Source organism: Aminipila terrae, assembly GCF_010120715.1.
GTDB classification, from domain to species: Bacteria; Bacillota; Clostridia; order Peptostreptococcales; family Anaerovoracaceae; genus Aminipila; species Aminipila terrae.
In genome coordinates this window covers 3,156,121-3,175,698 of sequence record NZ_CP047591.1, presented here as the reverse complement: position 1 = coordinate 3,175,698, position 19,578 = coordinate 3,156,121, and the positions used below count along the sequence as shown (strand labels likewise).

The 19,578-nt window shown below is 36.4% G+C and carries 23 protein-coding genes and 1 pseudogene; 3 read left to right on the top strand and 21 right to left on the bottom strand.

What is annotated here, in order from left to right; translation table 11 throughout:
* Nucleotides 1–18: 18 nt before the first annotated feature.
* From Ami3637_RS15345 to Ami3637_RS15305, 11 genes and pseudogenes are all read right to left on the bottom strand, one after another.
* Complete coding sequence (locus tag Ami3637_RS15345) at nt 19–771, bottom strand: N-acetyltransferase (protein WP_162363324.1); 753 nt, start codon at nt 769–771, stop codon at nt 19–21.
* Nucleotides 772–822: 51 nt separating this feature from the next.
* Nucleotides 823–1,509 (bottom strand): DUF3298 and DUF4163 domain-containing protein, encoded by a 687-nt coding sequence (locus Ami3637_RS15340; protein WP_162363323.1) that lies wholly within the window; start codon nt 1,507–1,509, stop codon nt 823–825.
* Between the two features lie 134 nt (nt 1,510–1,643).
* Nucleotides 1,644–2,950: pseudogene (locus tag Ami3637_RS15335) on the bottom strand (O-acetylhomoserine aminocarboxypropyltransferase/cysteine synthase family protein).
* A 215-nt stretch (nt 2,951–3,165) separates the two neighbouring features.
* The gene (locus Ami3637_RS15330; protein WP_162363322.1) at nt 3,166–4,074 is read right to left on the bottom strand and encodes a LysR family transcriptional regulator; all 909 of its coding nucleotides are present in this window, start codon (nt 4,072–4,074) and stop codon (nt 3,166–3,168) included.
* Between the two features lie 88 nt (nt 4,075–4,162).
* Complete coding sequence (locus Ami3637_RS17690; RefSeq protein WP_243158041.1) at nt 4,163–4,675, bottom strand: hypothetical protein; 513 nt, start codon at nt 4,673–4,675, stop codon at nt 4,163–4,165.
* Nucleotides 4,676–4,677: 2 nt separating this feature from the next.
* Nucleotides 4,678–5,499, bottom strand: coding sequence for a hypothetical protein (locus Ami3637_RS17685; protein ID WP_243158040.1), 822 nt, complete (start codon nt 5,497–5,499; stop codon nt 4,678–4,680).
* 134 nt (nt 5,500–5,633) lie between these two features.
* Nucleotides 5,634–5,813 carry a hypothetical protein gene (locus Ami3637_RS18990; protein WP_334297057.1) on the bottom strand — a complete coding sequence of 60 codons (180 nt, stop codon included), beginning with the start codon at nt 5,811–5,813 and terminating at the stop codon, nt 5,634–5,636.
* Complete coding sequence (locus tag Ami3637_RS18805; protein ID WP_330586696.1) at nt 5,750–5,896, bottom strand: hypothetical protein; 147 nt, start codon at nt 5,894–5,896, stop codon at nt 5,750–5,752. The genes Ami3637_RS18990 and Ami3637_RS18805 overlap by 64 nt, the downstream gene beginning before the upstream one ends.
* A 202-nt stretch (nt 5,897–6,098) precedes the next feature.
* Nucleotides 6,099–6,830, bottom strand: a complete 732-nt coding sequence (locus Ami3637_RS15315) for a 4Fe-4S binding protein (RefSeq protein ID WP_162363321.1) — start codon at nt 6,828–6,830, stop codon at nt 6,099–6,101.
* Entirely contained in the window at nt 6,827–7,396 is a 570-nt protein-coding gene (locus Ami3637_RS15310) for a PadR family transcriptional regulator (RefSeq protein WP_162363320.1), read from the bottom strand. Before Ami3637_RS15310 ends, Ami3637_RS15315 begins: the two co-directional genes overlap by 4 nt.
* 184 nt (nt 7,397–7,580) lie before the next feature.
* Nucleotides 7,581–8,414, bottom strand: coding sequence for a hypothetical protein (locus tag Ami3637_RS15305; RefSeq protein ID WP_162363319.1), 834 nt, complete (start codon nt 8,412–8,414; stop codon nt 7,581–7,583).
* 172 nt (nt 8,415–8,586) lie between these two features.
* Here Ami3637_RS15305 and Ami3637_RS15300 point away from each other — a divergent pair, with 172 nt between their 5' ends.
* Together Ami3637_RS15300 and Ami3637_RS15295 are read left to right on the top strand one after the other, a co-directional pair.
* A complete protein-coding gene (locus Ami3637_RS15300; protein ID WP_162363318.1) occupies nt 8,587–9,282 on the top strand; it encodes a response regulator transcription factor in 696 nt (231 codons plus the stop codon).
* Nucleotides 9,283–9,286: 4 nt separating this feature from the next.
* Nucleotides 9,287–10,732: a sensor histidine kinase gene (locus Ami3637_RS15295; protein WP_162363317.1), complete on the top strand. Its 1,446-nt coding sequence runs from the start codon at nt 9,287–9,289 to the stop codon at nt 10,730–10,732.
* Between the two features lie 223 nt (nt 10,733–10,955).
* Here the strand turns inward: Ami3637_RS15295 and Ami3637_RS15290 are convergent, their stop codons facing one another.
* The 3 genes from Ami3637_RS15290 to Ami3637_RS15280 form a co-directional block, all read right to left on the bottom strand.
* On the bottom strand, nt 10,956–11,423 hold the full coding sequence (locus Ami3637_RS15290) for an FMN-dependent NADH-azoreductase (protein WP_330586695.1): 468 nt from the start codon (nt 11,421–11,423) through the stop codon (nt 10,956–10,958).
* Between the two features lie 106 nt (nt 11,424–11,529).
* Nucleotides 11,530–12,150, bottom strand: coding sequence for a DUF362 domain-containing protein (locus Ami3637_RS15285; protein WP_162363316.1), 621 nt, complete (start codon nt 12,148–12,150; stop codon nt 11,530–11,532).
* 17 nt (nt 12,151–12,167) lie between these two features.
* Nucleotides 12,168–12,569, bottom strand: a complete 402-nt coding sequence (locus Ami3637_RS15280; protein WP_162363315.1) for a pyridoxamine 5'-phosphate oxidase family protein — start codon at nt 12,567–12,569, stop codon at nt 12,168–12,170.
* 129 nt (nt 12,570–12,698) lie between these two features.
* Between Ami3637_RS15280 and Ami3637_RS15275 the strand changes: the two genes are divergently transcribed.
* Nucleotides 12,699–13,058 carry a winged helix-turn-helix transcriptional regulator gene (locus Ami3637_RS15275; protein WP_330586694.1) on the top strand — a complete coding sequence of 120 codons (360 nt, stop codon included), beginning with the start codon at nt 12,699–12,701 and terminating at the stop codon, nt 13,056–13,058.
* A gap of 59 nt (nt 13,059–13,117) precedes the next feature.
* On the opposite strand, the gene hypB is transcribed toward Ami3637_RS15275, so the two are convergent.
* The 7 genes from hypB to Ami3637_RS15240 all read right to left on the bottom strand — a co-directional run bounded on the left by hypB (nt 13,118) and on the right by Ami3637_RS15240 (nt 19,566).
* Nucleotides 13,118–13,762, bottom strand: coding sequence for a hydrogenase nickel incorporation protein HypB (gene hypB / locus Ami3637_RS15270; protein ID WP_162363314.1), 645 nt, complete (start codon nt 13,760–13,762; stop codon nt 13,118–13,120).
* Nucleotides 13,722–13,889 carry a hypothetical protein gene (locus Ami3637_RS15265; RefSeq protein ID WP_162363313.1) on the bottom strand — a complete coding sequence of 56 codons (168 nt, stop codon included), beginning with the start codon at nt 13,887–13,889 and terminating at the stop codon, nt 13,722–13,724. Before Ami3637_RS15265 ends, hypB begins: the two co-directional genes overlap by 41 nt.
* Nucleotides 13,890–14,421: 532 nt before the next feature.
* The gene (locus Ami3637_RS15260) at nt 14,422–15,450 is read right to left on the bottom strand and encodes an ABC transporter ATP-binding protein (RefSeq protein ID WP_162363312.1); all 1,029 of its coding nucleotides are present in this window, start codon (nt 15,448–15,450) and stop codon (nt 14,422–14,424) included.
* 15 nt (nt 15,451–15,465) lie between these two features.
* Nucleotides 15,466–16,269 carry an ABC transporter permease gene (locus Ami3637_RS15255; RefSeq protein ID WP_162363311.1) on the bottom strand — a complete coding sequence of 268 codons (804 nt, stop codon included), beginning with the start codon at nt 16,267–16,269 and terminating at the stop codon, nt 15,466–15,468.
* Nucleotides 16,262–17,140, bottom strand: a complete 879-nt coding sequence (locus Ami3637_RS15250; RefSeq protein WP_330586693.1) for an ABC transporter permease — start codon at nt 17,138–17,140, stop codon at nt 16,262–16,264. The genes Ami3637_RS15255 and Ami3637_RS15250 overlap by 8 nt, the downstream gene beginning before the upstream one ends.
* Nucleotides 17,141–17,335: 195 nt before the next feature.
* Nucleotides 17,336–18,421: an ABC transporter substrate-binding protein gene (locus tag Ami3637_RS15245; protein WP_330586692.1), complete on the bottom strand. Its 1,086-nt coding sequence runs from the start codon at nt 18,419–18,421 to the stop codon at nt 17,336–17,338.
* Nucleotides 18,422–18,513: 92 nt separating this feature from the next.
* Nucleotides 18,514–19,566 (bottom strand): biotin synthase BioB, encoded by a 1,053-nt coding sequence (locus Ami3637_RS15240; RefSeq protein WP_162363310.1) that lies wholly within the window; start codon nt 19,564–19,566, stop codon nt 18,514–18,516.
* Nucleotides 19,567–19,578 lie beyond the last annotated feature (12 nt).

Here is a 19,578-nt window from a genome sequence, read left to right as displayed (position 1 = left end):
CTTGTCCCTTGTTTTAACTTATTTCATTTCATCTATAATTTTTTCAAACTTTTTTTCTGATAATATTTCATTTGTTAAAAATCTGCCCCTGTAAAATAAGCTGTATGTAGTAAATGGAGTGGGCGCATTCTGTGCCTGTTCTCTTGTTTCAATAAAGATTGATTTGAATTCAACACTTCTTCCCTTTGCAATATTTTCTATCAAAGGAACATACTTAGCTGTAAAGGGGCATTGATGGGTATAATACAGTACAAATCCTGCATCCTCTGTCTCTGGTATTTTTACATGCTCCTTAAAACCAGGCATTAAAGCTTCTTCATCAAAAGGTAAATATAACAATTCAAAATAAGGAGCTGCAGTATCTGCTTCTTTAAATCCTTTATAACGCAAAAATTCTGGATCTGAAAGAAATGGTCGTTTTTTTGTGGAAGATAGAATAACCAATCCTTTTTTCCCCTTTTGCCTGCTGTCCTCTATACACGCCTGAAGCAGCAGATTGGCATTTCCCTGGCCCTTAAGCTGGCCAGATACCCAGAAACAGTTTATGAACATATAACCCTCTGCTTTAATAGGAACCCAGGCATTTTCTGCGGGTATATATTCAATAAAACATTTTCCCCGTACATTGCCTTTTTTAAATACGAGTCCATCATCAAATCGTTCCCGCATCCACGCCTTCTTTGAAGCAACCTGACAATCCTTGTTACCTGAGAGGGCACAACAAATATGCTCCTGTTCCAGATTATCTTTGGTGATCGTAATAATGTCCATTTTTTCCTCCTCATTTGTTTATCATATAAATTTATCCTTTTAATAATAAAATCAATCACATAGAAATAAACATTTTTTATACGGGTTTATTACACAGTCATTATAAAGAATGAGAAATTCTCTTATCCCGCTGGAATAAGGAGCTATGTCATACTGCTGATAATAAATCACGATTCCTTTTGGTATACAATAAAAGTTGTTACTGTTAAAGTTTTTTTCTGCGAGTTCTTCATAGTCATCAAAATAGATACTAGTGTCTTTTTTTATTTCATCATTTATAGCTTTCAGGATGAAACCTTTGTAATCTGTAGGACATTCCATAAGTTCACCAAGTTTAATCATGCTGTTTTTCTGCAGATTCCATGTTTCCGAAGTTCTGATGGTGCTTCCGTGGGCACCGCCTAAATAAATGTAATTATCATAGAAAAGACTTATTATGCAAGCCATGTTATAAGTTATCTGATATACTGCCAGCCCTTCGTAAACCCGGACAGGGAAACCATTTTCTATTGAATATATATATTGTTCAACTGCCGGCTTATAAAGTTCTTTTGTATAAAATCTCTGAAATTCCTTAGCTTTATTATAATAAAACTTGTTAATGGTATTCAATGACTTTTTATAATTTGACCAACAAAATTGGGGATACTCTATTTTATAAGTTACCACAGTTTCCCCATTATATTTCAATTCATCCTGAATCACATAATTTTTAACATATATAATGTTTGCATCCAACTTCATCACCTCTAAGTAATCCTATGATGAATTATGTCATTCATGACACCATTTATAATACTCTTTGTTTTTCCTGATAATATAAAAACCCATACCTTTTTCTGATATGAGTTTTTCTGCCATAGTTATGTAGTTTACTGTACTGCTTTAAATGCTTCATCCAGATCTTCAATGATGTCTTCAATATTTTCTGTTCCTATGGAAACACGAATGGTATTGGATTTGATTCCAGAACCCAGAAGTTCTTCCTCTGTCATCTGAGAATGAGTTGTTGATGCAGGGTGTATAACAAGAGATTTCACATCTGCAACATTTGCAAGTAGCGAAAATAGTTCAAGCTGGTCTATGAAGTCTTTTGCCTTTTGCGCATCCCCCTTTATTTCAAAGGTAAAGATAGAACCGCCACCCTTTGAGAAATATTTTGTATATAGTTCTTTTTGTTCTAAATCATCTGTTACGGACGGATGATGAACTTTTTCCACCTGGGGATGATGGTTAAGGTATTCTACAACTTTCAAGGCATTTTCAACGTGTCTCTCAACTCTCAACGATAAAGTTTCAAGTCCCTGAAGGAAGAAAAATGCATGAAAAGGTGAAAGGGTTGCTCCTGTATCTCTTAAAAGAATAGCACGGATTTTTGTAACATATGCAGCAGGACCCACAGCTTTTGTAAAGCTGATTCCGTGATAGCTCGGATTGGGTTCCGTCAGTGAAGCGAACTTACCACTGGCTTCCCAATCGAACTTTCCACTGTCAACAATGACACCACCGATTGTAGTTCCATGTCCACCAATGAATTTAGTTGCTGAATGAACAACAATATCAGCTCCATACTCAATAGGCCTGACCAGATATGGTGTTGCAAAGGTATTGTCCACAATAAGCGGAATCTTATGGGCGTGTGCAATCCCCGCTATCCTTTCAATGTCAACCACATCTGAATTTGGATTTCCAAGAGTTTCAATGAATACCAGTTTTGTATTTTCCTGAATTGCCTTATCAATCTCTTCATAATTGAACGGATTTACAAAAGTTGTTTCAACCCCATACTGCTTAATCGTATGTTCCAGGAAATTAAATGTACCACCATATATATTTTTAGCAGCTACCACATGATCCCCAGCGTTGCAATATTTTCAATGGCATATGTAATTGCTGCTGCCCCGGATGCTACTGCCAGTGCTGCAACGCCGCCTTCCAAGGCAGCTATTCTTTTTTCAAATATATCTTCCGTAGGGTTTGTCAGTCTGCCATAAATGTTTCCTGCATCTGTCAGTCCAAACCTGGCTGCTGCATGATCACTGTTATGGAATACATAAGAAGAGGTCTGATAAATGGGAACTGCCCTTGCATCTGTTACCGGGTCTGCATTTTCCTGTCCTACATGCAGTTGTAATGTCTCAAACTTAAAATTTCTATTTTCTCTTGTTTTCTTGCTCATAATTATTACCTCACTTTTAAAATCATTTATATAAAGAATCATTGTTTTTTCCAACGCCTTTTCTGGTTATGATTATATTCCACCTGTCTCAAATGTGTTAATACTTATAACATACAGCCTGTTATAAGCTAAACTTATAGCATTTCAAGCATCCAGTTTTTTGCAAAAAAAGAAGTGGCTGCTCATTTACAGCTACTTCCTGAATAAATTAATGTTTATAGCACTAATTCTCTATATTTTACTAGTTCCTCCAGATATTTTGTGCCTTCTATGCTTAAGGGAATCCTTTTGTGCTTTATATAACCTATATGCATTACTTCATCTGAATCTAATTTTACCGCCTGATAATCACTTCCGTTCAGTTCCTGGCAGATAATTCCGGAGCACAGGGTATAGCCATTCAACCCAACCATAAGATTCAGCATGGTAGCTCTGTCATTAGCTTTAATGATTCTTTTGTACTCATAGGTGCTTAAAACTTCTTCTGCAAAATAAAAGGAGTTGTTCTTTCCCTGTTCAAACGATAAACATGGATATTCTTCCAACTCTTCCATACTGATTATTGATTGATCAGCTAAAGGATGTCCTTTCCATAAATAAACGTAGGTGTCACAGGGGAACAGTTCTATAAATTCTAATGAATTTTCATTTAAAATTTTAGTCATTACCTTTTCATTAAATTTGTCCAGATAAAGTATCCCCAGATCACTTTTAAAAGACCTTACATCTTCAATTACTTCATATGTTTTAGTCTCATGAACTGCAAATTCATACTCATCCATTCCAAATTGTTTAACCATCTCTACAAAAGCCTTGACTGCAAAGGAGTAATGTTGGGTAGAAACACTAAAATACTTTTTTCTGACCTTCTTTTCTATATATTGCTCTTCCATTAAATTATATTGCTGTACTACCTGCCTTGCATAGCCCAGAAACTCGCTTCCTTCTGGAGTTATAGTAATGCCTCTGTTTGTACGGCTGAAAATTTCTATACCTATTTCATCCTCAAGTTCTTTAATAGTCCCGGATAAACTTGGTTGTGAAATAAATAATGACTTTGCCGCAAGATTGATTGAACCCTTGTCCGCTATTTCAATTGCATATTTCATTTGTTGAAGTGTCATAGTCACACCCACCTTTGCATAGTATTTCTATATGTTTTATATGATACTACCTTCCTAATTACTTCTTGTCAAGATAAATCATCTATTCTTACTTCAATAATCTTTTGCACTTTTGGGCTGTTATATCCGCTAATCTACCTGCCGTATCTCTGTTAAAGGACATCACCCTGTTAAAATACTTAAAATAAATTAAATTTGACCATAATACTTCATAACCACCCTTATCATATTCTTCAGCACTGGCTAAATAACCTTCATAGCCATTCATATATCCTCCAAAAAATATGTATTGATTCTTTGCTTTGCTTCGAATATCCAGAGCTATTTCACACATAGGCTCATCTGAAATACCGCATATGCATCCGTTGTTGATAAAAAAATACTGGATTTCTTTTTTAACTGACTGAATACTTATTTTTTCATCATTGAGTCTTTTTACCTCTTTAAGCCACTCTTTCCCATCTATTCCTGCCTCTTTTCTGGCTTCAGTAGCAATTTTTGCAGCGTACTCCATCCCAGGAACATCAGCATGAAAGTAGTGAAAATCTGAAAGCATGGTAATTTTATCAATGGGCTCTGGTACTAGTTGGTTAAAGACCATATTTACGGATGTAAATATTTCCCGGCCATGTTATCTAATGACATCATACTTTCTTCAAATATTTTTCTAGTTTCTTTTTCATCCATTTTTATTTCTGCTGCTTCCAGGGGATGAATTTCCAGGAAATCAGCATTATGCTGACGGTATCTGGGTTTAACATTGCCAGCAGCCCCCTGAACCAACATGGCCTTACAACTATACTCTTTTTCAAGCAACTCCCGGGCAACCCCAAAATAGTCTGCCGATATAAGGTAATTATCGCTGGTAAGAACATTTGCATGTGCTGTAACATGAAGAAGAAGGATCTTTGTCCTATTAGATATTTCATCAGCAATTTTTAGTACACCCATACAGTTATCCATTGTGTCAACTCCTGCACGGCGATTAATACCTATTTTATTTTCGGCAATTCCCCATGCAGCCTTTACAGGAGTTAAATCCCCATATGCTTCATCAACCATCCCTAATATTTTGTCATTCACAAAACGGAAATATGCGTTATCATTTGCTGCAGCATTGGGTGCAGAATGAGTATGCGAAAAGCATACCATTACCTTTTGCCGCTCTGTTTTCAGTTTATCTGCAACGCCATCACGTAACAATTCCGTTAATTCAGTAGTAAAGCCAATGCTGTCAATTGTAATCAGACAACTATTTTCCCTGGCTGATTTTAAAATAAGTATCTGAGATTTTAATCTGTGTAATATTCCCCTTGCCGTTTCATCGAATCTGTTAAATCCTACTAATTCACAAGAAGCAGGTATAAGTGGTGTGATGTCTGCTTCAGCAAATCCACATAAAACTTTTTCTCTCATTTTATCCATAAAAACTCCCTCGCTTTGATAATGAACTTTTCCTCTGAATCTTATCAGATTATCCTTGCATTCTCAATATACACTACATTTCTGAAGTGTTTTGTATAAATTAAAAAGCTGCCTGAACAGCAGCTTTTTGGCTTTTATTTTTGATAAATAATCTTTCGAATAGCATATACTGAAAGGCAATAAAAATTTGCAATTTCCTCCATAGGAACGCCTTCTGAATATGCCTTTATGATTTTTCTGTTTCGTATGTCTATTTCTTTTCTATACCCTGAGTTCTCCCCCCAGCCTTTACGTTGTTCCGTTTTAACTGGGATATATAAATAGCCCCCTGAATATAATTTTGTAATTCTTCCAGCAGGGTATCTGGGATAACCAGAGTTGCGTTTAAATACTTCATGTAGCTTCACTCCCTGAATTTTATTATTCAAACTGCAAAGCCAGCATGTTTATCAGCGACTGAACTACTCCATACAAACGTCGCTAAACCACCAGCTTTGCATGGAGCAAACCATCATTTTGCTTGTTTTTGTTAATACACATTTTCTCACCTTCTCAATCAGATTAATTCATTATATTCCTGTATATTAAGACAAGTCAAATCAATCTTGCCGCTTATCTGCCTTATTGCTCTTTCTGATTCCGTATTGAATGGACTTTTTAGGACACACATCTACGCATTCCAAACAGAATATGCATTCTGAATGCTCCATATCATTGTTTTTTACCATTTTACATACATTTAAGCTCATTGGACATTGCCTGTTGCACTGCCCACAGGCAATGCAGCTTTCACTATTAGCCTTTAGACGAAATCTTGGAATATGTAAAAAATCAGCAGCCTTCTCACCGATTATCATAAAAGGGGCCATCCAGCATAAACTGTGACACATGCCTCTCTTACCTGTTAAAAGGGTGAATAAGTAAATTAGCATTACAACTATAAAATAGATTATTACAATGTATTTATTTATCCCGCATAAATAAAGAAGATTTATTTTGAAAGTTCTATGATGAATCCACAAGAAAATAATAAATGAAAACCATATTATCCATATGACATACTTTGAAAGATTTTTCCCCCTGCTATTCCATGGTTTATCATTACTTTTGGCAACCTGATCCTGTATAGCTCCTGCAGGGCAAAGCCAGCCACAGAAAAGACGGCTTCCAATTAATGAAATAAGGAATAAAATTCCAAACATTATAGCACTGGCACTTATGATTCCATGGGAAGCCGCTATAACAATGATAAATGGAGAAAGCCACAGAAATAACACTGGAAAGAACAACCCGGTTAAAGTGAGTACACCCTTTCTTATTTTTTGTCTCATATTTCTTCCTCCTTCCTTTTCATTATAATTTTCTTTGATTCCTGGGCCCATTCTTTCATGGCAGTATACAAATATTTTCCACACAAGGCGGTTAACTGACTGTCACTATCCATAACTCCTGCTGATTGGTCGGTATCATGGAAATAATCCAGAAAACCATTCATTTCCCCAATTAACCGCTCATTTCTTCTAATAAATTCATCTAAATGCTCTAAAATAATTTCAGGTTCTTTGCTTGCACCGAATGAAACTTTCAGCAGAATTTCATATCTTATTTTTTCAACGTCAGGAGCTTCAAATAACCACTTTTTAAGCTGTTCCTTTCCTGCTTCCGTAATCATGTAAGTGATCTGTCCCCTGCCATTTTTTGATTTCTCTGATTCCACACTTTCTGCAAGACCTTCTTTCACAAGAGCCTTCAGTGTAGGATAAATTTGCCCGTAGCTTTCCTGCCAGAAATGACTGTATTCGTACTCAATAGCTTTTTTTACGGAATATCCGGTTTGTGGTTCACGATTCAGCAATCCAAGTAAAACATATTTTGTTTTTCCAGTATTTTCTTTCATATCTGCCTCCAAATGATGTATCATTAATATATATCATAATGATACATCGTTTGGTGTGAAAGTCAATCATTATTTATCGGTTATCTGAAATTTTTCTTTGTTTTCAATTCATTTTCATATAAAAGAAAACCCCTGAAACAAAATTTCAGAGGCTTTGGTATTTACCGATATTTAAATTATTGTTTTACTGCTCAGAATTTTTAGCTGTATCTAAGGCCGTTTTTACAGCATCCCATAAGGCGTCTGCCTGTGCCTGGGTAATTGTTCCATCAGCTACCAGCTTGCTGTAAGGACTGTGTTTTTCTCCTGTTGCAACTGTTTTATCACCCTTAGTTGGCATACCAGCTGTGATTGCATCTGCCTGTGCCTGAGTGATGGTCCCTGCTGTTATCAGCGCACTTAAGACATCAGTCTTTGTTTTATCTGTATCTTTAGCTGCTTTCATAGCTTCCATAATGGCATCTGCCTGGGCTTGAGTTATAGTTCCTTCTGTTACTAATTTAGTAAAAGGCCCTCTTTTTTCTCCAGAAAATGCTGTTTTGCTATCCCTAGTCGGCATACTGGCCGTGATTGCGTCTGCCTGGGCCTGAGTGATGGTCCCGGCTGTTACCAATGTACTCAGAATATCAGTCTTCGTTTTATCTGTATCTTTAGCTGTCTTCATAGCTTCCATAATAGCATCTGCCTGTTCCTGGGTTATCGTACCATCGGTTACTAATTTAGTAAAAGGTCCTCTTTTTTCTCCAGAAAATGCTGTTTTGCCATCCTTTGCCGGCATACTGGCTGTAATGGCGTCTGCTTGTTCCTGGGTTATGGTTCCTTTTTGAACCAGTGTATCTATTGCAGATTTACATGCATCAGACATATTTTGAAAATTTGCCATTTTATTTTCATGTCCCATATTTTTTTGGGTACAATTGCTTCTGTCTGCTGCGAAAGCATTTCCTGCCCCTGCTAAAGCAACGATTCCCACCATTGTCAATACAGATAATCTCTTAGCTATACTTTTTAATTTCATTACTCATCACTCCTTTTAAACTTTCTATAGTTCAATTAACTATACCCATATTCTACCTGTATCAAAGCTGAAAATCTCCGCAAAACTGTGGCAAAATTGAGGCAAAAATTATTAAAAATAGATTTTGCTTTTTATTCATGTTAAAATTCATTAAAGAGGTGGTTATTATATTATGAAAAATCATTTAATCTATATTGCTGATGATGAAATAAATATTTGTAATATCATAAAGTCTTTTCTTATTAAGGAAGGTTTTCAAGTGGAATCCTTCAATGATGGCAGCTCTATTATGGAGGCCTTTAATAGAAAAGCGCCGGATATGGTTATTATTGATATAATGATGCCTGAAATCGATGGATACTCGGTATGTTCTTCTATCCGGCAAAAAAGCAGTGTGCCAATTATTATTGTATCTGCTAAAGATACGGAACCAGATAAAATAGCTGGGTTAACTTTAGGTAGTGATGATTATCTCACAAAACCATTCAGTCCTATGGAACTTATTGCCCGGGTAAAGAGTATTTTTCGCCGGATTGAACTTGATAAAAACATTTCATATTCAGAAAATCAAATACAAATTTCTGATGTTCTCCTGGATTCAGATAACAAACAGGCTTTTGTAGGGGATTATGATATGGGGCTGACCATGATGGAGTTTTCACTGCTCTTCTACCTGGCTAACAACCGAAATCATCCAGTCAGTCGAAATGAGCTTCTTGATAAAGTATGGGGATTTGAAAATGAAGTAGAAACCCGGGCCACAGATGACATGGTGAAAAGATTAAGAAAGAAACTGTCCGATTCAGGTTCCTCACTAAAAATCGAAACCGTCTGGGGATTTGGATTTAAACTTTTAGATAAGGAATAATATTATGAAAAGTAATACCATAAAATGGAAAGTATTTAAATATAATCTAATTATTCTTATTATGTTAATTCTTCTGGTTTCCATTATATTTAATCTTGCAGTTCGTATGTACATAGAGAACGATATTATTTCTCAGCTGGATAAGATTACATCACGTACGGTAAATATTGCCCTGCACCATGGTCCTTCATTGTTTCCCCCACAAGCAAAGCCTCCGGCTTTTATTGAGGATAATTCTAAAGGGGAAAAAGTTTTCAGTTATTACTTTAAATTGAACCGTTCCTTAAAAGAACCCCTTTCCATATTAAATGCAGAATACATTTTACTTGATAAAAATAAAAACGTCATTCCAGCACCTTTTAGAGAAGAGGATGGATCATCCATATTGAATAATCAGCTTATCAGTCAAATAGAAAAATCTTCCGGAAATTTCAGCAACCAGGAATATATTAAGCTTAAGGTGTCAGGAATTGACTATATTGCCGTAGTAAGGCAAGTATCTCAGAAGAATGACTCTGATTTAGGCTGGATTATCATTTTTTCCAGTCTGGAAAAGGTTAATCAGCTTCAATATAAAATCAACAGTATACTTTTGATTATTCTGCTTTTTACATCTTTGATTGCTGTTATATTATCTTCCAGACTTTCAAAGAAACTATCAGAGCCTTTTGATTCCTTAAATCAGCACATAAAAGCTATAGCAGAAAGGAATTTTGGGAATCAGATTCAAACCCCGGTATATGATGAGTTGCAGGAAGTTGTAAACAGCATAAACCTTATGTCGGAAAAACTGGAGACTTATGATAAAGCCCAGAAAACCTTTTTACAAAACGTATCCCATGAATTTCGTACACCTCTTATGTCCATACAAAGCTATGCAGAAGGCATCAAATATAATGTTGTGGAAAGTGATATGGCTGTTCATATTATTTTAGATGAAACAAAGCGAATGACCCGCTTGCTGGAAGAACTTCTTTACCTCTCCCGGCTGGAAACCATTGAGGAAAGTTTTCATTTTGAAAAACTGCAATTTATCAGGCTGGTAAGCTGTATTGTGGATCGATTAAACAGGATAGCCATAAACAACAACATCAAAATTTTAACAAAGGCTCCTGATATTGAGATACAAATACGAGGAGATGAAGAAAAACTTTCACGTGCAATTACCAATATAATTAGTAATTGTATACGATACGCACAATCCACTGTAACCATAGAACTAGTCTCACAAGATAAAAATTTGCTGTGGGTTAAAATATACGATGATGGCCCTGGGTTTGAAATAAATGAACTGCCTAATATATTTGAACGCTTTTATAAAGGTAAAAAAGGCAACTTTGGATTGGGACTGGCAATCAGTAAAAATGTTATTGAAAAGCATAATGGAAAAATAACCGCTCAAAATCATGATTCTGGTGGGGCATTATTCATCATTGAACTACCTCTTTAGCCTTATCTGACTTCAATTATCAAATCCAAATAACAAACCAAGGTATTCCTCTACTGAATACCTTGGTTTTCTTTTGCCTTGGATTTTCAAAATGTCTTTGCAACTTCTAGAGCTTTAGCAGTGGCAGCTTCAACGATGGCTTTTACATCGTTTCCTATAACGTCAAGCTCGTCCGCATTAATTGTGGTAAAATCTTCAATACCCATAAAGCCTAAAATGGTCCTCAGGTATTTATCCCCATTTCCAGTTCTTTGAATGGACCATCCGAATATTTTCCTCCTCGAGTGGTTATATTAATTGCTTTCTTACCAGTGCATAATCCTTCAGGTCCATCTTTAGTATAATGAAAAGTAATCCCTGTTACGCAGATATAATCGATATAAGCTTTTAATACAGCTGGTACGCCTAGATTCCATAAAGGTTCGGCAAAAATATATTTGTCTGCTTCAAGAAACTGAAAAGCGTATTTTAAAATAGGATGATCTTTACCCTCTCCAGGTTTGGGGCTATGAAGTTCATTCAATTGTCCAACGGGTAGAAATCCAATACCTTCCTTATATAAATCTAACGTTATTATTTCATCATCTTGATTTTGTCTTTTATACTCCTGTACAAAGCTGTCAGAAATCATAAAGGTCCGCGATTCACCCTCTGTTTTAGCATTAGCTTTAATATACAATACTTTATTCATGAATATTTCCTTCCATAAAAATTAAATAGTTGACTTCTTATATCCTAAGTCGCTTATAGATATAATTTGCTGTTATACCAGAGAATATTCATTCAAACGTAAAAGCTTATCTTTTATCCACAGCTCTGAAATCACAGCTTTCATAACAGTTTCCACACCGGATGCAATTATCCGTTTTAATGGTGAACCGCTTACCACATTGCTCAATACATTCTACTGGACATTTCTGTATACATTTTCTGCACCCTGTACAATTTTCATTTATAGAATATCCAACAGGAGAAACTTCACAATCTCCAAATGAAAAGGCTTTTCTCACGGGAGGAATCTGAGTCAGATCAAAGATTTCACCTTCTCCGGTGTAAAGCTGAAAAATGGTAAGAGCGGTTCTGCTGGCCTCATTTTTATAGATTTTTTCCATGTAAGAGTTCTCTTTAAAAATACGAGGTAAAAGTCCTGTACCTACATTTCGTACTTTGCCGTATACAGAAACTGCAATCATGGAAAGGGTGTCATTTCCCGTCATTCCGCTTATTGCCACATATCCCTTATCTACTAACCGTTCATAAAACTTTTTGCCTTTAGCAGTTATAAAATAAATAGAATTCTCATCACATAACATTACATCAATTACACAGGTTTTTGGCAATCCCTTTTCATCAACTACAGCAAAGACTGTAGAATGAATATCATTTTTAAGTATTTCAAATACTTCTTTTGTTTCCATTTTAATTCCTTTCACGGTTATAAAATATACTCTGCCGGAGGATTACCAGAAAAATCTGCGATTACAGCCCTTGCTTCTTTCAAGTGGAAGACTTCAAAAATAGGATTATCTGCAGTCTGATACTGATTTTTCACAATGGGAATATTCATGCAATCCTCCTTTACTTTCATATCATCTTCAAAAACTGCTTTACCGCTTATTCGAATCCATGCAAATGAGGGACTTGATACTGAGATTTCCACGTAAGGATTGGTCTGCATTTCTCTATATACATCTTTGGTATTATTTGTACAAAACCATAGCTTTCCATACTTTTCAAAGCAAAACATAAATGGACGACACTTTGCTTTTCCATCATGACCCACAGTAGCCAAAAATTGAACTGGATTTTCCTTTAAAAAACTTACAACATTATTCATTTTTAATACCTCCATAATAAACTAAGATAACAGTCTTGACTTTAACTGCCTTTTTCATTATATTAATTCTTATAAGTATATTTCGTAAAGTAAGCACATTTTTGTGCTGTAGTATCTTGTGGGATACTAATGAAGAATATGAGGGATATCATGCAAAAAGAATTACCATCTTGTCCAGTGGAGACCACACTGATGTTGATTAGCGACCGTTGGAAAGTTTTAATATTAAGGGACTTATTAAGCGGTACAAAGAGATTTGGAGAATTAAAAAAATCCATTGGGAGTATTACACAAAAAGTCCTGACTGCAAATCTTCGTTCCATGGAAGAATGCGGTTTGCTTAATAGAAAAGTCTATGCAGAAGTACCTCCAAGAGTGGAATACACTCTGACAGAAACCGGGTACAGCCTCAAACCCATAATGGATGCTATGTTTCAATGGGGAATCCAATATCAGCAGCAATTTAAGAACAAAGAAAAGGAAGAATAAAAAAAGAACGTTATTTCAAACGTTCTTTTTTAACTCTTCACATCATTACATTTTAAAGTCTATTTTACATGATCCTTGATCCATTCTATCCACTGATCCATATCACTGTCATTAAAGGCTGACATATGAATGACCTTAGCGTCTTTATTAATAGTAGCTAAATCTTTCTCTGCAGTTTCCATGTTAAAATTAATATAAGGAAGAAGATCACATTTATTTAAAAGTACCACAGGTGCCTCCTGGAATATCATTGGATATTTGGAAGGCTTATCATCACCCTCAGTAGTGCTTAATACTGCAATCTTCGCATCTTCACCAAGATCATATTCTGCAGGGCATATAAGATTTCCCACATTTTCTATAAACAGTATATCTGTATTTTTTAAGTCAACAGTCTGAACTGCAGATTCAATTGCCTTAGCACTTAAATGGCACACGCCACTTGTATTAATTTGTACAACTTCAACCCCACAATTCTGAATTCTTTCTGCATCCTTTGTAGTATATATATCCCCTTCTATTACTGCAATTCTGTAATCTTTTTTCAGCTTTTCTATGGTCTTTTCAAGAACAGTAGTTTTTCCTGCTCCCGGCGAACCGATTAAATTTATAACCAGAACTTTGTTAACATTAAAACACTTTCTGTTTTTATCTGCCTGGTCTTTATTTTCTTTTAAAATTTCCTGCTCTAATATAATTCTCATTTTCATATTCTCCATCAAAATAATCAATATAACATTCATCTCCGGATATTAATATCCAAATCAGATTCTTTACAATATAGGCATTCATCATTTTAATAATGATCTGTAACTGATAAATTCCATACATTTTTATTGTCTTTATTTTTATATATTAAAGACTCCTCTTATTTAGTACATCTATATCAGATTCAGACTCATTCCCTGCAGTTCATGTTAAAAATTTGTGGTACCAAATATAATGGCACGACTTTTCTTGCTTTAAAAAATTCATATTCACTTCAATCCTCCCCATCTTTTCAGGCCTTCCTTCATCGGCCCACTCATCTTTTTTATGTAGTTGTTATCATCCCTTTTGATGACAACATGATAAAAACGTTTCTATATTAATTATAATCATTCCCCCTAAGGGTAATGTCAATAACTGTCACCACAATAATTAAATTTTTAACAAATAAAGTTCTGCTTTCATGTATACACGCTTAAAATTGCTTATTTTAGGGAACCATTCCAGCAAATATAAGAATTTCGCCTTTCGATATTTTAAAATTTCATGTGTTATTTTCTTGCGCTGTTTAAAAAATATTCATGCCCTTTATTGTTTAATAAAATTTTCAAACATTACCCTAAGGGTAATGTTTTGGCTAAGAATCCCTCTAATCCTAAAACGAGCTATATGGAAACAAAAGTACTTTATCTTTAATAATACCGATAGAAACCATATCCCCTGTTTGCAGTTCAGATGATGATGCAATAAAAGCAGTTAACATTAAACCTGTTTTTTCACTTACAAGTCTCACTTTGTAGTCCTCTCCCCGATACTGCATCTCACATATCTGAAAGTTCTTTTCTGATCCCATTTTATCTACATAGACAGAGCCTGGACGAAACATAGCCTGATAGTGCCCATCTGGCTTATCCACCTGGAACTGGCCTATCTCACATTTATAAACATGATTTTCCACCGCTCCATCCAAATAGGCGGCATGTTGGAAGAAATCGGCAACATCCCGGCTGGCGGGGAAATTATAAATATTTTCCGGGGTGTCATACTGCAGGATTTTTCCGTTCATCATTAACGCTATCTTATCAGACATGCTCAATGCTTCCTGCCTGTCATGAGTCACCAATATAGTTGTAATCTTAAAATCTTTCTGAAGTTTGAGTACCAGTTGCCTCATGTCCTGCCTAAGATTTTCATCTAAGCTGGAGAAGGGCTCATCCAGCAAAAGTACATTTGGATTTGCTGCCAATGCTCTGGCAAGGGCCACTCTTTGTAATTGTCCCCCTGACATTTCCCGTATTCTTCGTTGTTCAAATCCCTGAAGCTGCACCTTCTCAAGCAGTTTTCCTGCAGTCTCCAGATATTTGACTTTTACTACCCCCTGCATTTTCATAGGAAATGCAATATTTTCCATCACTGTCATATGTGGAAAAAGGCGGAGATCCTGAAATACAATAACAGTCCCACGCTTATGAGATGGTACATGATCTGCACAGCTACCATTTAAGAATACAGATCCACTTGCAGGAGTAATAATCCCAGCAATTGTTTTAAGTAATGTGCTTTTTCCGCAGCCAGAAGCCCCCAATAATGAGATAAATGCCCCATCCTCCACAGTCAGACTGATTGAATCCAAGATTTGTTTTTGGGAAAGAGTTACAGATATATTTTTTAAAGAAAGTTCCATTTTAATCCTCCAGCCTTAAATTCCATTAATCTGATTTGTTAATTTTTTAATAATCATTTCCAGTGATATAAAAATCACTAAGGTTGATAAAACAAATAAAAGTGCATATGAGGAGGCAATGGTACGGTCACCACCCTGAATAAAAGGAACCATGACCACAGACAGAGTCCTGACTTTACCCCCTCCAATCATCAGCGTTATAAAGTATTGACTGAATGATATGATATACGCCATACTGACAGATGAAATTATTCCTGGCATTAACAACGGCAGAGTAACATGGTAAAAGGATTTCAAAGGAGATATACCAAGTACCTGGCTTTGAATCTCCAAACCATTTCCCAGCATGGCCGTGACATCCATCATTATATTAATGGTATAGGGCAATGCATAAATCAGGTGTACCAGCACAACACCCAGAAAAGAATCTGCAAGTCCCAGATAAATGCATACCACATGAATACCCATAGCAAAAGCTGTTCCTGGTATAATAATCGGTAAAATTGTAGCGAAGGATATAAAACTTTTGCCTTTAAAATCATAAAAAACAAGGGCTCTGGCTGTCATCCCACCTATCACAGCTGCCAGTAAGGCAACCGTCATAGACAATATGATACTTGAAAAAAGTACATTCAATATATCAGCAGATTGGAAAAGTGCTTCCTCTGCACCACGCATTGTTAATCCTTTTGGCAACAATTCCGGCCACGGCCAGCGGCTGGTAAAACTCCAAAAGGGAAGAATCAGAAGAGGTACGATTATGGAAGTGCATGCTGTAAATGCAATTATACGTAGTATTCTGTGCTTTTTTTTATCCATGCTTTTCACCACTCATTTGTTCTGTTTTACGAGATATCAGATAATAAATAACAGATAGGATTAATGTAATAAGCAGCATCACTCCGTTCATAGCCATCGCATAGGCCCGATGCTGAAGATCCGGATGGATATATTCCACATATGCCTGAACAGGCAATGCTTTTGGAATTGTTGCACCCAGAAGAAATGGCAGTTCATATGCACCAAATGAAAAGGCAAAAATAATGAGGACTGCTTTGTTTATAGCAGGCATACATAAAGGCAATGTTATATGAAAAAATGATCTGCTGCCCGATGCTCCCAGATTTTCAGCTGCTTCCCCAAGAGTTGTATTGATGCTCTGCATGACAGCCAGAACAAAATAAGCCACAAAAGGTATTTCCTTCCAAAGATATGCCAGGATGATTCCTATGCTATTTGTGTTATATAAAAGCATAGGAAAATCTCCCTGAGAATCTATAAATCCCACTTGGAAAAGAATACGTGCCAGGAGTCCGTTCTGGGAAAATAACACGATAATAAACAGAGCAACTACCGAATGGGGAACCAGTATAGGAATCTTAACGATCTGAAGGGTTTTGTTCCTTACTTTGCCATTGATTACAAGGGCAGCACAAAGAAGCACCCCGAAAAAGGCCGCCAAGAAAGAAGATATCACAGATATAATCAGGCTGACTTTGACAGATGACAGTAAAACCGGCTCACTTAATACTTGATAGTAATATTTCAATGTAATATCCGTCATACCAAAAGCAGGAATATATCCCAGACTCTGAACCAGAGCATTTCCTACACCTAGAAAGAAAAAATCCCTAACAGGAATAACGGAGATAAAAGCAGATAAGGTTTTATCTTCTTCATACTTTTTCACCTTAAATTTTAAAAAGGTCGTTCATGAGTTATCTGTAAAATAAACCATGAACGCCCTGAATTAATATTTCCTTATATTATTTGCCAACAACTTCTTCCTGCCAGATTTCTTCAATGATAGGAATCAGTTTCCCCGGCATTTCAGGTACCCGCTTACTCAAAAGTTCATCCTGAGACAGCGTTCCCTTTCCGGCATCTACCTTATCAAAAAGATTTTTTCATCGGCAGACAACTTGTTATAATCTACTACAGGCAGAATTTTCAGTTTAGAGAACTGGCTTGCCTGCATCTCAGCAGAAAGAATTTCATTGATAGCTACCATAGCTGCAGCTTTATGAGGAGAATTCTCTGCTATAGCTATATAGTTTGTGTTTCCAATCATCCCCTTGTCAAACAAAAAACTTCTGGACGTGTCAGGGAAAATCCCCTTATCAATATTTACAGATATAGAATATGGTTCATAACTCATAGTCATATACAGTTCACCATCGGAAAACATATTGGTCACTTCTGTAGAAGAAGCAGGAAAACTTTTTCCCTGATTCCACAAATAAGGATTCAGGCTTCTCAGATATTCCAGCGCTGGCTGAATGGCAGCTTTGACTGTAGCCTTGTCGGCTTTCATATTCATAAACTGTTCATACCCCACCTTATCATAAATTATATTTCTAACAAAAGCACTTCCTGTGAAATCCGGCAAAGCGGGATAGGTCACCTTTCCCGGATATTTCTTCACATATTCCATAAGTTCATCAGTATTTTTAGGTGTTTCCGGTGTTACAGCGCTGTTGTTTATAAGAACCATCTCAGCTTTTCCGTAAGGAGCCTCGTATCCCTTAATCGGATATCCAAAATCATTTTGGTTTTCTGTAGCATTAGTATCAATATATTTCTGGTAATTTGGCAATTTATCTGAAAAAGGGCCAAACAGCAGACCATTCTCTTTAGCAGAATAAAAATTCTCACCATTAATCCAAATCATATCAATAGAACCTTCTTTGCTTCCTGCCTGTTTTTCTCCAGAAAGCTTTGCAAGAATCTGGTCGATATCCATAGGTACCCGCTCTAATTTAATATCATACTTTTCTTTCAAAGCAGGTGCTACAACAGTATCCAGCCATTTATTACGCTGTTCATCTCCGCCCCATCCATAAAAATTTACAGTAGTACCCTTTGCCTGTTTCAGAATATCGTTAAAATCTGCATTGACATCAAACTTTTTATTCTCGTTGGAAGCTTTATCCTGACTGCCTGAACATGCCGGGAATGCAAGAAGTGACATAATCATTATTAAAAATACGGCTACTTTAAACCTTTTCCTCATCCTTTTATATCCTTTCTGAAATTCAAATATTGCAACTCTTATCCATTACTTTATACCAAAGAATCTGTTTTAATAAGATAATCTAAATCTAATGGAATCTTGCTCTCATCACCTTTTCTGATATTGCTAAAACCACATTCAAACAACATCTTTCTGCAGAGGGCCATGTCCATTCCTCTGTTTTTTGATGTATCTGCCTGATTGTCCCTTGGATTTGCCCCACTCTCTGCTGTAATGATATTGGCTCCCGCAGCATAGCTAAGCTCATTTGGTTCATGTACTCCCATATAGGCCATAGTTGGCACAGTTAAAGAACAAAGGGATATAACCGCTACTATATGTGCAAGCCTCAGTTCACTGATTTGCCCGTATTTTGCCAGAGGTGAACCTGGGACGGCCACTCTTCGCATAGCTGCATGCTGAGTTATACCTAGTTCAATACCAATAAAGATATTGTCCACTAACTCATCAACCGTATGCTCCGGCCCAATAGGTTCACAGCAAGTATACAATTCAAGTCCTGCATCAAGAGCATTTTTCATTGTCTGAATTCGGTCATCCGGATTAAGCTTGGTTTCAACCCCTTCACCTATCCTGCAGACATGATATACTCCTGTAACGCCGGCTTTCTTCATTTCCCTGAAAGCATCGAGGCTACTGTCACCCACATTGGCCCAAATCTGAGTAGTCTTTGGAGCATGAGCTTTGGCTTTATTTATGGTCTGTAAAAACCGGTCCAGATCATAGGTATGCATTGTCATCAAATACAGCCCATATAAATCGTCATACTTGCAGAAATCCCGGATTTTTTCTTCCAGTTCATAGTCACTGAGATGGCTTTCCTTAAAATCTGTATGGTCCTCACCGAAAGTACAAAAATTGCAGCCTCCGGGACAGGGCGTTACATCAACTCCAATCTGACCTAAAATAATAGCAGAATTATCATTTTTATTTCTGACTATACTGGCCGCAGCGGCTCTCAGCAGACCCGATTCAAAGCTTCGTTCATCAATGGTCAGCAGATATTTGCAATCTTCCCGGTTAAGGGGAATATCACTCCACGCCTTTTCCAGTATCTTGTCCAATTGTGTATTAATTTTCATTATGCTCCTCCC

Coding starts and splice junctions, on each gene's coding strand:
- Ami3637_RS15265 (WP_162363313.1), bottom strand. CDS start 13,889: ATGTATGGAATTTATCAGTTACAGATCATTATTAAAATGATGAATGCC.
- Ami3637_RS15345 (WP_162363324.1), bottom strand. CDS start 771: ATGGACATTATTACGATCACCAAAGATAATCTGGAACAGGAGCATATT.
- Ami3637_RS15315 (WP_162363321.1), bottom strand. CDS start 6,830: ATGAGACAAAAAATAAGAAAGGGTGTACTCACTTTAACCGGGTTGTTC.
- Ami3637_RS15300 (WP_162363318.1), top strand. CDS start 8,587: ATGAAAAATCATTTAATCTATATTGCTGATGATGAAATAAATATTTGT.
- Ami3637_RS17690 (WP_243158041.1), bottom strand. CDS start 4,675: ATGGTCTTTAACCAACTAGTACCAGAGCCCATTGATAAAATTACCATG.
- Ami3637_RS15245 (WP_330586692.1), bottom strand. CDS start 18,421: ATGTCACTTCTTGCATTCCCGGCATGTTCAGGCAGTCAGGATAAAGCT.
- Ami3637_RS15255 (WP_162363311.1), bottom strand. CDS start 16,269: ATGGATAAAAAAAAGCACAGAATACTACGTATAATTGCATTTACAGCA.
- Ami3637_RS15295 (WP_162363317.1), top strand. CDS start 9,287: ATGAAAAGTAATACCATAAAATGGAAAGTATTTAAATATAATCTAATT.
- Ami3637_RS15310 (WP_162363320.1), bottom strand. CDS start 7,396: ATGAAAGAAAATACTGGAAAAACAAAATATGTTTTACTTGGATTGCTG.
- Ami3637_RS18805 (WP_330586696.1), bottom strand. CDS start 5,896: ATGAAGTATTTAAACGCAACTCTGGTTATCCCAGATACCCTGCTGGAA.
- Ami3637_RS15240 (WP_162363310.1), bottom strand. CDS start 19,566: ATGAAAATTAATACACAATTGGACAAGATACTGGAAAAGGCGTGGAGT.
- Ami3637_RS15275 (WP_330586694.1), top strand. CDS start 12,699: ATGAAGAATATGAGGGATATCATGCAAAAAGAATTACCATCTTGTCCA.
- Ami3637_RS15290 (WP_330586695.1), bottom strand. CDS start 11,423: ATGAATAAAGTATTGTATATTAAAGCTAATGCTAAAACAGAGGGTGAA.
- Ami3637_RS15305 (WP_162363319.1), bottom strand. CDS start 8,414: ATGAAATTAAAAAGTATAGCTAAGAGATTATCTGTATTGACAATGGTG.
- Ami3637_RS15260 (WP_162363312.1), bottom strand. CDS start 15,450: ATGGAACTTTCTTTAAAAAATATATCTGTAACTCTTTCCCAAAAACAA.
- Ami3637_RS17685 (WP_243158040.1), bottom strand. CDS start 5,499: ATGGATAAAATGAGAGAAAAAGTTTTATGTGGATTTGCTGAAGCAGAC.
- Ami3637_RS15285 (WP_162363316.1), bottom strand. CDS start 12,150: ATGGAAACAAAAGAAGTATTTGAAATACTTAAAAATGATATTCATTCT.
- Ami3637_RS15280 (WP_162363315.1), bottom strand. CDS start 12,569: ATGAATAATGTTGTAAGTTTTTTAAAGGAAAATCCAGTTCAATTTTTG.
- Ami3637_RS15330 (WP_162363322.1), bottom strand. CDS start 4,074: ATGACACTTCAACAAATGAAATATGCAATTGAAATAGCGGACAAGGGT.
- hypB (WP_162363314.1), bottom strand. CDS start 13,762: ATGAGAATTATATTAGAGCAGGAAATTTTAAAAGAAAATAAAGACCAG.